Source organism: Vibrio pacinii DSM 19139 (assembly GCF_000711795.1).
Taxonomy (GTDB): Bacteria; Pseudomonadota; Gammaproteobacteria; order Enterobacterales; family Vibrionaceae; genus Vibrio; species Vibrio pacinii.
In genome coordinates this window covers 160,376-174,727 of the sequence record NZ_KL543978.1, presented here as the reverse complement: position 1 = coordinate 174,727, position 14,352 = coordinate 160,376, and the positions used below count along the sequence as shown (strand labels likewise).

12 protein-coding genes are annotated in these 14,352 nt (G+C 45.1%); 6 read left to right on the top strand and 6 right to left on the bottom strand.

Features of this window, described 5'->3' with window-relative positions:
* Window positions 1–62 precede the first annotated feature (62 nt).
* The gene (locus BS19_RS18870; protein ID WP_038177450.1) at window positions 63–1,160 is read right to left on the bottom strand and encodes a PEGA domain-containing protein; all 1,098 of its coding nucleotides are present in this window, start codon (window positions 1,158–1,160) and stop codon (window positions 63–65) included.
* Between the two features lie 494 nt (window positions 1,161–1,654).
* On the opposite strand from BS19_RS18870, the gene BS19_RS18865 reads away from it, so the two are divergent.
* The 5 genes from BS19_RS18865 to BS19_RS18840 all read left to right on the top strand — a co-directional run bounded on the left by BS19_RS18865 (window position 1,655) and on the right by BS19_RS18840 (window position 9,034).
* Complete coding sequence (locus BS19_RS18865; RefSeq protein ID WP_038177448.1) at window positions 1,655–2,470, top strand: AraC family transcriptional regulator; 816 nt, start codon at window positions 1,655–1,657, stop codon at window positions 2,468–2,470.
* A 187-nt stretch (window positions 2,471–2,657) separates the two neighbouring features.
* On the top strand, window positions 2,658–5,777 hold the full coding sequence (putA, locus tag BS19_RS18860) for a bifunctional proline dehydrogenase/L-glutamate gamma-semialdehyde dehydrogenase PutA (RefSeq protein WP_038177447.1): 3,120 nt from the start codon (window positions 2,658–2,660) through the stop codon (window positions 5,775–5,777).
* Window positions 5,778–5,799: 22 nt separating this feature from the next.
* Window positions 5,800–6,498 carry a 1-pyrroline-5-carboxylate dehydrogenase gene (locus tag BS19_RS18855; protein ID WP_038177446.1) on the top strand — a complete coding sequence of 233 codons (699 nt, stop codon included), beginning with the start codon at window positions 5,800–5,802 and terminating at the stop codon, window positions 6,496–6,498.
* A gap of 71 nt (window positions 6,499–6,569) precedes the next feature.
* A complete protein-coding gene (gene putP / locus BS19_RS18850) occupies window positions 6,570–8,057 on the top strand; it encodes a sodium/proline symporter PutP (RefSeq protein WP_038177445.1) in 1,488 nt (495 codons plus the stop codon).
* Between the two features lie 500 nt (window positions 8,058–8,557).
* Window positions 8,558–9,034 carry an Lrp/AsnC family transcriptional regulator gene (locus BS19_RS18840; RefSeq protein WP_038177441.1) on the top strand — a complete coding sequence of 159 codons (477 nt, stop codon included), beginning with the start codon at window positions 8,558–8,560 and terminating at the stop codon, window positions 9,032–9,034.
* A gap of 48 nt (window positions 9,035–9,082) precedes the next feature.
* Here BS19_RS18840 and BS19_RS18835 read toward each other — a convergent pair whose 3' ends face one another.
* The 3 genes from BS19_RS18835 to BS19_RS18825 all read right to left on the bottom strand — a co-directional run bounded on the left by BS19_RS18835 (window position 9,083) and on the right by BS19_RS18825 (window position 11,917).
* Window positions 9,083–9,787: a DUF445 domain-containing protein gene (locus tag BS19_RS18835; protein ID WP_038177440.1), complete on the bottom strand. Its 705-nt coding sequence runs from the start codon at window positions 9,785–9,787 to the stop codon at window positions 9,083–9,085.
* 123 nt (window positions 9,788–9,910) lie between these two features.
* Window positions 9,911–10,339, bottom strand: a complete 429-nt coding sequence (locus tag BS19_RS18830; protein ID WP_038177439.1) for an acyl-CoA thioesterase — start codon at window positions 10,337–10,339, stop codon at window positions 9,911–9,913.
* 147 nt (window positions 10,340–10,486) lie between these two features.
* Window positions 10,487–11,917: a methyl-accepting chemotaxis protein gene (locus BS19_RS18825; RefSeq protein ID WP_038177437.1), complete on the bottom strand. Its 1,431-nt coding sequence runs from the start codon at window positions 11,915–11,917 to the stop codon at window positions 10,487–10,489.
* Window positions 11,918–12,332: 415 nt separating this feature from the next.
* Between BS19_RS18825 and BS19_RS18820 the strand changes: the two genes are divergently transcribed.
* Window positions 12,333–12,689 (top strand): hypothetical protein, encoded by a 357-nt coding sequence (locus BS19_RS18820; RefSeq protein ID WP_038177436.1) that lies wholly within the window; start codon window positions 12,333–12,335, stop codon window positions 12,687–12,689.
* Between the two features lie 53 nt (window positions 12,690–12,742).
* Here the strand turns inward: BS19_RS18820 and BS19_RS18815 are convergent, their stop codons facing one another.
* Window positions 12,743–13,873: an HlyD family secretion protein gene (locus BS19_RS18815; protein WP_038177435.1), complete on the bottom strand. Its 1,131-nt coding sequence runs from the start codon at window positions 13,871–13,873 to the stop codon at window positions 12,743–12,745.
* Window positions 13,873–14,259 (bottom strand): DUF3302 domain-containing protein, encoded by a 387-nt coding sequence (locus BS19_RS18810; RefSeq protein WP_038177433.1) that lies wholly within the window; start codon window positions 14,257–14,259, stop codon window positions 13,873–13,875. The genes BS19_RS18815 and BS19_RS18810 overlap by 1 nt, the downstream gene beginning before the upstream one ends.
* Between the last annotated feature and the right edge of the window lie 93 nt (window positions 14,260–14,352).

Genomic DNA, 14,352 nt, shown 5'->3' with positions numbered 1-14,352 from the left:
ATAACTTAAGATCAAAATGGCGCTTTCGTTCATCTTTGTGAATCAGATTGGTAAAACAATCGTTAGCCACTTGGACGAAGCTTAACCCAAACCGTGTCACTACTATTGACACTGATCACGCGGTTATAAGTTTCAAATCCGTTTTTTGATACCGTGACTTGGTGTTGACCACGAGGCAGTACAACTTCAACAGGAGTACTCCCGTAGTTAATACCATTAATCACGACATCATCGTCAAACTGATCAGAACGTACCGTTACGTTGACCCAGTTTTTGTCTTGCTTCTTGTTGTCTGCTGTTTGTTCGCCTTTTAAACAGTAGCGAGACGACACGTTTAGCAGCTTACAAGCTGCTGACGCTTCAGGGCGTGCCTGCAGTTGTGAACGCATCTCTGTGTAATAGTCGTTGCTGCCTTCGAAACCAGAACGGATCACTTGGTTTTCCTGAACATGTACATTGAGCTGAACGTCTTTGGCATTCTGCTTCGCGATGTTAGATTCAGTAAGTCTATCCATCAACTTAGCTTTGAAAGCTTTGACCGCTTTTTGCTTGGTTAAATAGTGACCTTGGTTCTTACACTCGCCAATCGTCATCGTTGATGAACAGGTGGTTTTGTAGCTGGTCTCCAATACATCACTTTCACGTAGTTCAGCCGCTAAGCGTTTTACACGTGCCTCAACTCTTTGCTCTTGCAGGTAAGAAAGTTCGCTGTTTAGGCGTGCTTGCTTTTGTTTGACCTGAGACAATCGCATTTCACTTTCAGTGATGGCTTGTTGGTTTTCAAGAATCGCTGACTGGTTATCCTTAACTTCAGTCCAAGCGTCTTGATAAGCTTTTTGAAAAGAAACTAAGTCGATCTCTGGATCATCTAAAAGACGGCTATATTGTTTGTCCAAAGCTGACTTAGCTCGATTTCGCTTTGCGTTGAGCTCTTGCTCTTGGCGCTCAAGCTTATCTTGTTCGTTTCGAAGTTGTTGGAGACGTTCAGCTTCAGAGTCAAACTCTGCAGCCATAGTGCCCAATTCAGCTTCTTTAGTTTCTAATTTAGTTTCGATTTCAGCAACAGGATCAGCCTGTAGACTTTCTTGTGCAAAAATCGAAGTCGAAACCCAAATAGGGCTTAGCGCAAGCAAAAGCGCTGCGATGCGACGTATGATCATAAGTCCCTGCAACAATTAACGTTTAAACAACCAATGTAAAATAATCAAATCAGTGCATATCTACAATATATGCAACTTACATTAGGAAAAAGACAAACTTTTGACAGTCCATTGTTCAGATGCCTTGCAAAGGTCTCTTTCTTCCATTTCTATCACTCTACTCGAAGAGAGTGTTACCTAAGTTTATCATAATTAGAGATAAACTTATCTAATACATATTCCATTTTGGGCGCATTCAAGAAATATGCAAGTAAAGATTTTTGATCCAGAATGGCTAAAGCGGATAGAAGTGACATGAGCCGTAATTTATGTGCACTTGATCATTCTTCCAGTGTTTTGATTGGCGTTTTTTTAACCAGCGCAAAGTGATATTGAGCGATAACCCTGATTCGAGCTGTGCAACCTATTTAATAATTGATTAATAGTAATTTCGAGTTACGTCACTTTTGTTATACCATGCCGAAACCCACTGCTAACTTTTTTCGTGATCTGCTATGTCTCGCGCAAATAAACCGCCAAGTGAAGCATCGACTGCCAAAGAATTGTCGCCTAAACCTGCCCAAATTATCACTTTGCCTTCTTACATGGAGTGTCATGATCATAATTACACCCAAGTTGTCATTGGCTTGAAAGGCCAAGCAGAATTTGAGGTCAGTGGTTATGGTAATTTGGTTGGCCCAGGCCAAGGTTGCGTTGTGACGTCGGGGACGGGACACGCATTTGGTGGTGTGGTCGGTCAATCTGACATTTTGGTGCTTAACATGCCCTTGCCTAAAGAGGGTGATGCAATGCTGCTACAGCGTCTCAACGAGCTGAACCAAAAAGAGACCTACTTTAAACTGGATGGACAAATCCAAAAATTAATCCAGATGTTGGTCGCAGAAATGCAAGCGAACCCTGATGACTTATTGCTCAGCCGAGCTTGCAATGACACGGTTGTGGCGCTTTTACAGCGCCATATGTCGGCATTTGAAACGTCGCGTAAAGACTCACGTTTCGATCTAGAAGCAATCGATCGTTACATTGAACAACATCTCACTCAAAGAATTTCTGTCACCCAGTTAGCAGGCAGCGTCTTTCTTGGTGAAAGTCAATTCCATTCAGTGTTTAAAGAGCAGATGGGCATTACGCCACATCAGTATGTGCTTGGTAAGCGAATTGATATGGCTAAGCAATTTATCGAGCAAGGCAACCTTACCCTTGGTCAGGTTGCGGAGTTCACCGGTTTTTCTGGTCAAAGCACCTTTACTCACTCTTTTTCCCGCCTTCAAGGTATGTCACCTTCTCAGTACAAGAAACAATTCGGTTAAATAAGATAACGCAATCGAGATAATATTTTACTCATTTGAGTGTGACTCTGTTTTTGTTTTGTTAAAAATCAGAGTTTTTAGCAAAAAACTCGGAGTTTTTGACAAGTAATCTTCTCAAGCTCAAAATACACTGCTTGCCATTGTAGGAAACCTGAAATGATTTCAGGTCTGAGATTGAGGAAAACGCATGTTTACAGCAACTGATGTGTTGAATGCTGAGTTCGTTGAGCAACCGCTTAATGAGCTTTGGTCATTGATCTCGCCACTATACATGGTGGACGAATCACAATGGCTAAACCAATTGCTGCCTTTGGCAATGCCAACCGATGCTGAAAAAGAACAGATTACAGTCAAGACAACGGATCTGATTAAAGCGATTCGAGCCGATAAAAAGTCAATTCAAATGATTGATGCGCTACTGCTTGAATATAGTCTGGATACCCACGAAGGTATCTTGTTAATGTGTCTTGCTGAAGCGCTAATGCGTATTCCTGATGCCGCCACCGCTGACGCGTTGATTCGCGATAAACTCACTGTGGCTGATTGGAAATCTCACCTGAAAAATTCAGACTCAGTATTCGTTAACGCCTCAACTTGGGGATTAATGCTGACTGGGAAGGTGGTTGGCCTGTCTGAAAATGAAGCACAAAGCCCAGTCAGTGCCGTTAACCGCTTAGTTAACAAGATGTCAGAACCTGTGATTCGTAAGGCGATGCATCAGGCAATGAAAGTCATGGGTCATCAGTTTGTCCTAGGTCGCAGCATTACAGAAGCGCAGAAAAATGGCAAAGCGATGCGCGATAAAGGCTTCACTTACTCTTACGATATGTTGGGTGAAGCGGCGTTAACGACGGCCGATGCAAATAAATATTTCAAAGATTATCTAATGGCGATCGAAGCGGTGGGTCGAGATACCTACGCTTTTGACAAAAGTCCAGCGCCCTCGGTTTCGATTAAGTTATCTGCGTTGCACCCACGCTACGAAGTGGCCAATGAAGCGCGTGTATTGACCGAGCTCTACGATACGTTACAACAACTTCTACGCCGTGCCGTTGAGTTAGATGTCGCGATTACGATTGATGCCGAAGAAGCTGACCGTCTTGAGCTCTCTTTAAGGTTATTTGAAAAAGTTTACCGTAGTGAATTAGTTAAGGGCTGGGGCAAGTTTGGTCTGGTTATTCAAGCCTACTCTAAACGTGCTTTGCCAGTTCTTGTTTGGCTAAACCGCCTAGCGAAAGAGCAGGGTGATTTGATCCCACTTCGCTTGGTGAAAGGGGCGTACTGGGACAGCGAAATCAAATGGTCTCAGCAAGCGGGCTACGCTAATTATCCTGTCTATACTCGTAAAGAAGCGACCGACGTGGCTTATCTAGCCTGCGCGCGTTTCCTATTGAGTGACCACGTTCGCGGTAATATTTTCCCGCAGTTTGCCAGTCATAACGCGCAGACGGTGACCTCAATCGCGGTCATGGCAACACATAAAGACTTTGAATTTCAGCGTCTGCATGGCATGGGCGACTCGCTATATAACCACGCCATGAGCGCATATCAACAATCTGTTCGCATTTACGCCCCGGTTGGTAGCCATAAAGATTTGCTGCCGTATCTGGTTCGCCGTTTGCTTGAAAATGGCGCGAACAGCTCATTTGTTCACCGTTTGGTCGATGCGCGCTGTCCTATCGACAGTTTAACTCAGCACCCGGTTGATATGCTGTTGGCGTTCGATAGCTTTAATAACACCAGTATCCCACTGCCAATGGATATTTTCCCAGAGCGTAAAAACTCTGCTGGCGTCAACATCGATATCGAAAGTGAAGCTAAGCCGTTCGAGCATGAAGTTGAGAGTTTTCTTAGTAAGCAATGGATTGGTGGTCCGGTAATCAACAATAAATTACTCGCTGAAAGCATGATCAAGGAAAATCTTAATACTGAAGTCGTCACTGCACCATACGACCGACGTATCGAAGTGGGTAAGATTGCTTTTGCATCACTTGATCATGTTTCCGCTGCGATTGAGGGTGCGCAGCAAGCATTCCCAAGCTGGCAGGCGACGCCGAAAGCGCAACGTGGTGAAAAACTTGAAGCATTAGCTGACCTGTTAGAAGAGCATTTAGCAGAGCTGGTGGCGCTGTGTCATCAAGAAGCGGGCAAAACCATCCATGATGGTATTGATGAAGTGCGTGAAGCGGTTGATTTTTGTAGTTACTACGCTAAGCAGGTCGATGCCCTAGGTGAATTGTCGCTCAAGGGGTTCGATGGCCAAAGCCGGTCGATGACTCGCCAAGGTCGCGGTGTGTTTGTCTGTATTAGTCCGTGGAACTTCCCGTTGGCTATCTTCTTAGGTCAAGTCACCGCTGCGTTGGTGGCAGGCAATACCGTAGTGGCTAAGCCTGCCGAGCAAACCAGCCTTATCGCGGCTCGTGCTGTTGAACTGATGATAGATGCCGGCTTCCCTGCAGGTACTATTCAATTGGTAACGGGTCGTGGTGCAGAAATTGGATCAGCACTTACGTCTCATCCTGCGATTGCGGGCGTGGCGTTTACTGGCTCGACAGCAACCGCTCAACGTATCAACCAAACTCTTGCCGCTCGCGACGCGGCTCCGGTTCCATTCATCGCTGAAACGGGCGGTCAGAACGCGATGATCGTCGACAGTACAGCACTTCCAGAGCAAGTTGTACGTGATGTGATTCGTTCGGCATTTGCTTCTGCAGGTCAACGCTGTAGTGCGCTGCGAGTGCTTTATGTTCAAGCGGATATTGCGGATCGAATCACGGCGCTGATTCAAGGTGCGATGCAAGAGCTGAGTGTCGGTAAACCGTACTTGCATTCGACTGATGTTGGTCCCGTGATTGACGCTACGGCTAAATCTAAGTTGATGTCGCACATTGAACACATGAGTAGTAGCGAGAAGAAAATTGCCCAACTGGCGTTGACGGATGAGCATGCTCATGGCGATTTCGTGCCTCCAACGGCATTTGAAATTGCTGATATTTCATGTCTCAAAGAAGAGCAGTTTGGTCCGATCTTACATATTGTTCGCTTTAAGGCCAATGAGTTAACACAGGTGGTTGAACAAATTAACAATACTGGATTTGGTCTAACCATGGGTATCCATAGTCGCAACGAAACGACTTATCGTTGGATAGAGAAACACGCTCGTGTAGGTAACTGTTACATCAACCGCGACCAAGTTGGTGCAGTCGTAGGTGTTCAACCGTTCGGTGGTCAAGGCCTGTCAGGCACGGGGCCGAAAGCGGGTGGTCCACACTACCTGTATCGATTTACACAAGCACAGTTTTCTTAATTAAAAGGCGAGGGGAATAATTATGGTTCATCAAGTCACTCGTTTTTCTGATGCTTTTTCAGCTTGGGAAAACTGGAATCTGACCGATTTTGATTCAAAAAGTGAGTGTTTGCTTGCTTTTAAACAGGCTTTACAACAAGTAGAGCCTGAGTTGGCTGCCGTTGTTTCTTACCATATTGAGCAAGCGTCAGCGTTACTCGCTGAGACTCATCAATTGGTTGGTCCAACGGGTGAAACCAACGAACTTTACACCGCAGGTCGCGGTGTCGCTGTTGTCATTCAGGATGCATTACAACAGCAGGCTAAGCATGCCGTAGTCGCGCAGTTAACGGCGGCGTTAATCGCGGGCAACACCGTTATCTTATGCAGTGATGACGATGAGCTTAGCCAAGCTTTAGAGTCTGCTTATGTGCAGTCTTCATTACCTACTCACTTAGTACAATTTGTTGCGCTTGATGCTTACCATCAATTGCTCGATTCGGATGTACGCAGTCTTGGTTACGTGGGTAGTAATGAGGTTGAAAAAACAATCAACCGCTTACTTGCACAGCGTTCTGGCGCCATTGTAAGCCTAACGTCTGAAACGGATCTGGTGAACATTCCTGTTGCACACGATCCACACTTAGCGCTCCGTTTTATTACAGAGCGTACCCGAACAATAAATATAACAGCGGTGGGCGGTAACGCGACCTTGCTTGAACTTGGTAGTGAAACCCACTAACTCTTCGTTAGTTTGCCCTCGAATTCAGAGGGCATTCAGGGAAGGCGATATTATTAGAGAGGACAAATCACATGGAAAATAGCTTTGCTATTACGACAACGTTTATTGCGTATCTTTTGATGATGCTAGCAATAGGCGTGTATGCATATCAACGAACGAAAAGCTCAAGCGATTATTTCCTGGGCGGCCGTACACTAGGACCATGGCCTGCGGCACTTTCAGCGGGCGCTTCAGACATGAGTGGCTGGCTACTGCTTGGCTTACCTGGTTACGCGTATGCTGCGGGTGTCGAAGCATTCTGGCTTGCGGGTGGTTTGCTGATAGGTACATGGCTTAACTGGCTTGTAAGCGCAAAACGTTTACGTACTTACAGTATTACCACAGACGCACTAACCTTACCTGAGTTCTTATCACGTCGCTTTAATGACACGTCTAAAATGATTCAGGTAATTTCGGCATTCTTCATTCTGTTGTTCTTCCTTTTCTATACCAGTTCAGGTTTAGTTGCAGGTGGTAAACTATTTGAAACCGTATTCGGCTTGGATTACACCACCGCAGTGATTATCGGGACGGTATGTGTTGTTTCTTATACCATGTTTGGTGGCTTCCTTGCGGTCTCTTGGACTGACCTAGTTCAAGGTTTGTTGATGTCGGCAGCACTGCTTATTGTGCCTATTGTTGCGCTAGAAGGTGGCTTTGGTCAGTTAAATAGCGACTTGGCGAACATCAACCCACAACTACTGACGCTATGGAACGATTCAAAAGGCGAGCCTTTATCGGCAATCGCGATCATTTCACTGGCAGCATGGGGTTTGGGCTACTTTGGACAGCCGCATATCCTGGCACGTTTCCAAGCTTCTCGTTCGAACAAAGACCTCATCACGGCTCGTCGCATTGCGGTAATTTGGACGGCACTGTCGATGGTTGGCGCTATGTTAGTTGGTTTGGTTGGTTTGGTGTATGTAACCAATACAGGTCTTGGCATTGACGATGGTGAGAAGATATTCATGCTTCTGGTTAATGCACTCTTCCACCCAGTGATTGCGGGTATTCTATTAGCTGCGATTCTTGCGGCAGTAATGAGTACTGCTGACTCACAGCTATTGGTTTCATCTTCAGCTTTGGCGGAAGACTTTTATAAGCAAGTGTTTAAACAAGACGCGTCTTCGGAAGAGATTGTGATGGTTGGCCGTATCGCAGTGATTGGCATTTCAATTGTGGCGCTTGTGCTTGCGATGACTCCAGACAGCTCAGTCCTTGGTCTGGTTTCTTACGCTTGGGCAGGTTTTGGTGCAGCCTTTGGTCCTGCTCTAATTCTGAGCCTGTACTGGGAGCGTATGAACCGTAACGGCGCTCTCGCGGGTATCCTCGTTGGTGGTATCACAATCGTTGTTTGGAAACAGCTGTCTGGTGGATGGTTCGATGTCTATGAGATTGTTCCAGGAATCATTTTCTCGATTGCCGCTATCGTGATTGTCAGCTTGGCAACAGGTGAACCTGAGCAGAGCGTAAAATCGCAACATGCGACGTTTAAGAAGCATTTAGTCGAACTTGACTAGATCGCGAACGTTTTGTTAGAAAAAGCCCCGATTTCGGGGCTTTTTTGGTTTTTTTGCTCTATTTATTGAACATAACTCACGTTTTCTGAACTATCGTTTGAATTTTATGAACTCTCGCTCTCAAAATGTGTCGACTATCAATAACGAGCGTAAAAAGGAGAGACGAAGATGCCACAAATGCACTGCCATTGTTGTCACAAAACAACGCACCACAAGGTCGTAATGAAACGTTGTGAAGTACAGCATGATTCTTTGCTAAAAAGCCTGTCTTATACTTTCTCTACGCTATTTCAAGGTGCTCATTACGTTAAGATGGAAAAGCAATCATTTTGCCGAGTATGCAATAGTCAAACGGCCGTTGAACCTGTTGCGAATCGTTTTTCGGACGCAAAAATCGCATAAGCTCACAACTTAACGGTCAACATCACTTGCGGCTATTAACGTCGCGCGGTTTTCCTCTAGAATAGAGCTCAATACACGTTGTTAATTTTGGGCCAACCATGAACCTAGATAGAATTGATAAAGAAATTCTGCGCGCACTCAATCTAAAAGGCCGCCTGCCGATTGTCGAGTTGGCCAAACAGGTTAACTTGACCACCTCGCCTTGTTCAGACCGGGTCAAACGGCTAGAGAAAGAAGGGTATATTTGTGGTTATCATGCCGAATTGAACCCAGAAAAGCTCGGCCTAGATGTACAGGTTTTTATCCATATTCGCCTCGATCAAACTAGCTTCTCTATTTTTGAAAAATTCGCTCAAGCGGTTGCCGATATGCCCGAGATCGAAGCGTGTTATTCCTTATCTGGCGACTTCGATACCATGATCAAGGTGCGTGTTAAAGACATGAAAGCTTATCAAAGCTTTATGTCGACTAAGCTCGGCACCTTACCCGGCGTTATCCAAACGCGAAGTGAAGTGGTGATTGAAGAGCATAAAACGAGTTTTGGCGTTAACGCCGATTTGATCGCCAAGTTATAAAAAAGGGAAGCCAATCGGCTTCCCTTAGTGTTGATTGATTGAGGTTAGTTAGGCAACAAATGATGAGCCAATGCCAATTAGGCCACCAAATACACCACCCCAAACGACTAACCAGCCTAAGTGCTGCTTAATCATCTGTTGCACCATCTCTTTAACCAGCTTTGGCGTAAGCTCATTAAGACGCTGATCTATAATGTTTTCAATGTTTAGCTGAATCTCTTCCATCATGGCAGGCGATTCAAATTGTTCTTTTAAGGCTTGTTTGACCGAATCACTTTGGCTGATTTGAACCACTGACTCTTGCATCTTCTCGACGAAGGGCTGTTTAAGTGGCTGTAGTGCTTCAGTGCCACCTAACATGGTTAACATACTGCCAAATGAAGAGTTAGCAATCACGTCCACAAGAGAGTCAAAGGTAGGATTGAAGTCTACTTTTTCTAGCACTGGCTCTAGGTTAAGTGTGGTGCTCCCACCCATCTCTTTGTTTAAAAATTTGTCGATATTCGACTGCGTAAAAAATTGCTCCATCATTAAGGTTTTGATGGCCGCCTTAAACTCCTCGAATCGAGCTGGTATTACTCCTGATCCGTACAGTCCGGGGACTTTTTCAAACAGCATATGGATAGCGAGCCAGTTAGTAATGGCTCCAGAAAATGCAAATAAGCCCGCGTAAAAGGCGGTTTGGTTGTCTGCTTGGTAACCGCCAGCCAGCAAAGCAAGGGCAACAAGGTTAGTTAATAAGCTCTTGTTCATCTTAATAATAAAGTAGTTTGTTTAACGGTGACGCGAAGTATATACCAAGTTAAATCGCATCGGACACCTATTCTCAATCTCGGCGATGGATGCTGTTTTATTACCAATGCCTTGCTGGAACGATTATTTCTCTTGCGCAGTAATAATCGCCTGCTTGATCTGATCTGGAATGGGCGCTTTGGTATTGTTTTTGAAATCGAACATTACGCAAGTTGCACGGCCGTTGGTGGTGACTTTACCTTGTTTTTTACTGACGATTTGGTACTCCATGGTAAAGCGATCGTCTTGAAGATCAATCACTCGTGACCCAATGAGCAAAGTGTCTGGATAGGTGACTGGGCGCTTGTAATGGCATTCAGTATGGCCGAGTACAGGGCCAATTTTACTCTGCTGCAAATTTACCAGTAGGTCGATTTGGTTGAAATAGTCGAGACGAGCGGTTTCAAAATAACGGAAGTAAACCACGTTATTGACGTGTTGTAGCGCATCCATTTCACCCCATGCCACGGGGATTTCAGTAATAACTGGGTAATCTGCCAGTAAATTGTCCATGTTGCTTCTCCTTGAGACTGAGTAATTAGTCTAAATCGAATTTAATGGAATGTAATGCTGGTGTTGACAAATTGTGACTTAGCCGGCGACTGGTGAGAAGGTAAGGAATAGAGATAAGAGATAAGGGGCCATTGGCCCCTTAGATGATTAAGTGCGGTATTGCTTGAGAATGTCGGCTAGAGAGACCGATGCTTTGGTCAGGTTAGCGACCCCCAGTGACGATTGCTCGGCAATGTTACGGATGGTATTTGACTGAGTACGTATATCACTGAGTTCAGAGGCTATGTCATTGGCAACGGCACTTTGCTCTTCTGCTGATGTTGAGATTTGGATGCTCATATCCATCAGTGAACGTGCTGAGTCTGAAATCGACTGTACATCACTACCGATATCGGCCACCAAGTCACTGCTGGTTTGCGCTTGGCTGACGGTTTGTTCAGTGATCGAAGCAATACTGCGAGTTTCTGATTGCAGTTTTTCGATCATTGCCTGAATTTCTACGGTTGCGGATTGTGTGCGGCCTGCGAGGGTGCGAACTTCATCGGCAACAACAGCAAAACCTCGACCTTGCTCGCCAGCACGCGCCGCTTCAATTGCCGCGTTTAGAGCCAGCAAGTTGGTTTGCTCAGAGATGGCATTAATGGTCGTGATGACTTCATTAATTTGCGTGGTGTTTTCTGTCAAGGTTGCAACCGATTGGGAGGCTTGAGCAATATAATCAGAGAGCTTAGTGATCTCACTAATCGCAGATTGTACGCGCTGGTAACTTTGCTCGATATGCTGTGAGTCGCTCTCTGTTTGAGACGTAGACTGTTGAGAAATATTCGTCACTTCTTTTGCCGATGCCGTCATCTCTTCCATCGCCGTGGCGACAGAGTCAAGAGAAGCATATTGTTGGCTAATTTGTGATTCACTGGTCTTCATTTCTTGTTCAAATGAAGACGAGGTTTCACTCAATGTTGTGGCATTGTCTTTGACCACCACAACCAGGTCGGTCAGTGTATCCATGGCTTTATCGAGAGCACAACCAATGGTACCAAACTCGTCACGACCAGGGTGGAATCCGAGGCGTGAGGTTAAGTCGCCTTCACCAATACGTTGAGTCGTGGTGTACAGCACCCAAAGTGCGCCGCCGAGGAAGGTTGCTACCCAGTAGCAAAATATGGCAAATGGGATGACCCATAAAAAGCTCAATCCAAAGCTCATCATCGCTTCAGATTTCACTTGCTGTGCTTGGTTACGTTTATCTAACGTTAGTTGATACGCTTTGCCGTCTGGACCTTGTTTGGATACGGTGGCTAAGCCTTGATCGTAGCGAGGCGGCGAAACGCGATTGACCGCTTGAATCTGATTAAATGCCTTTAAGCTTTCAGGCGTGCTCGCGGCTATCGCCCCTTCGAGCCTTTGCTCAGCTGCGAACAAGGTGTGTTGTTCAAACGCTTGCAGTGTGTGAGAGTATCTGCCACCAGCTAACGCGGCTACTGTTATTAGAAACAATGCAAAAATGACCCATACCTTGTCATTTATCGACATCTTAATAAACAGCTTGTCTATCGTTCGAAATTCAACTTCTTTCATATTGGGATTCCTATTCCGTCTATGCCGGAAGGCTAATTGGGATTGGCTAGTAATGTATCTGTTAATTTATCGGTCAAAGCGGCAGAATTATGAGGGTTTAATCTCAATATTATGTAATTAATCTGCACATTTGTTTTGTTATTGTGATCCTAGTCTTGTTTGAGTGCTAATGTACATCGATGTGCGATAACGCCGAGAAATAGACGTGTCATTTAATAGCAAATTGTAGCAGCGATTGATTCGAGTGATAGGGCAAGTGTTCATTTGGTGCGAACCAATGTGTAGGGCAGTGGTTAGTGGTGGGTCATTTTTTAGTTTTTTTCATCTGGTGAGAAAATGGCTAAAACACTCAGTCGTAATTGGTGAGCGTGGCCCATATGCTAAAGGGATGTTTGTACATTTGAGATAGGTGATTATGAATCTCATCGTCAATATTGAAAAGGCCGTCAGGAAGTGCGGATTTGAAATGGCGACGCGTCAAGCATGGAAGTGCGGCGTTAAGGCCAACTTAGTTCAACGAGTGGTTGGCGTCGCAAAAGGGCAAATTGTTTGTGTAGTAGAAGGGGTAAGACCTGAACTATCAACGGATCTTAACAATTCATTGCATAGTGAAGACAAACAAGGCCGATATGTGTTCGTGGGCGGTATTGTATGGCAACCCAACGATCTACTCGCTCCGGGTTTCCCCAACTTCATGTTTATGCACTTACGCAATTTAGGGTTTAAGCATAAATACATGACAGATGATGAACTGTTTCTCAACTTGGCGTAAACAGTGAATGAATAAAGAAAGCCTAGAGGAGATTCTAGGCTTTCTAATTTTTATCAGTGATCCAAATAGAGGAAGTTTTGCCAGCTCTTCATGCGGATAAGAACTTTTCGCATGATAGAAACATGGGTAAATTTATCCGAGTAAACAGCCACTTCGACCGCTGTGCCCAAAGGCAGGTTGTACTGCGAAAGGTCATCGGTGATTTTGAGCTTAACAAAAACCCGTCCGCTCGTTCGCAAGGCGTCGGTGCCTAGCAGCGCCCCACGCGCTTGGAACTGGCTCTCACCTATAGCGGGTAGCAACTCAACCACTTCGCCTTTGAATACTTTACCCGGTAGCGCTCTGAAAACAAATTCTGCTTCGTAACCAGGTTCTAGGCGTTGTAGTGAGTTTTGTCTGAATGCCGCCGTATAGTAGATGTCTTCTTGATGTACATAGGTCATCACTGGTGCCAGTGGTAAAGGGACCGCCATTACGCCGGGTCTCAACGCCAATTGCGTGGCGAAACCATCGGTTGGTGCCCGGACAATGGTTTGCTCTAAATTGAACTCAGCTTGACGCAATTCTTCAATCAAACGCGCGACCGTTGTATTTTCACCACCAATTTCAGACTCAAGCGCTAGCTGTGCTCTTTCTATTTTGGTGTTAGCCACATTAACGGTGGATTCAGCTGCTTTATAAGCCTGACGGCGTGTATCGAGTTGTTGCTCAGTGAATGCACCTTTGTCATAACCGCGTTGATAACGGTCAAACTCACGTTTGGCTTTGTCTCGTTCGGCGACCGCTTTGGCTTTTGACGCTAAAGCCTCTTGAAGAGAAGACTCCAATCCAAGAGCGCTTTGACTTGCCTCTTTAATTTGCGCTTGTTTTTTTGCCACTTCGGCTTGATAAGGAATCGGGTCGATTTTAAACAGAACATCACCTTGCTTAAGTGGTTTATTGGCTTGGACAGAAACCTCTACGACTCGACCTCTTACGCCAGAAACAATCGGTGTGGTTGAGTAGACTTGATTGCCTATTTGAGTGAACGGGTGGTTGTAGTTCATTAATAGGATAAGTGTACCAATCAAAACCACACCGCCCAGAACTGCCGTTGGCACCGTCCATTTGTTCAAAGGGATTTTAAACACCTTAAAAATGGTAATACAAATAGCGGTGTAAGTTAGAATGAGCAGTAAATCCATTAGTTTTTCTCCTCATCCTGACGTGAAGTTTCTTGCATCAAAGCACTATTTTTTTGCGCTTTTAACTCGTTTAACTCTGCTTGCAGTTGCGTCACCTGATCGATTAAAGCATCGACTCTATGATGAATGTCGTGTTGCTCAGCCTCTAGTTTTTGAAAGCCCCAACCGCGTTCTTTACGCCACAAGGTTGCCCATATCCATAGAAATGGCCAAATTGCATGCAAAGTAAACAAGCTAACCCAGCCAGCATAATGTATTGCGTCTTGATGCGGGTGTTCACGCTCTTTAGCAATTTCATAGGGAATATCGTGAATAACGATGATGCCATAAAAAATCACCAGTGCGACGAAGACCAATAGCCCAAGTGCAAAGTAGTCCAAAAACATAAGTATGTTCCTTTCTGTGGTGGCAAAATTATCTAAGATTACGTTTATTCAAATGTAAAGTATAGGAATAAAAACAATACATTAGATACGTTA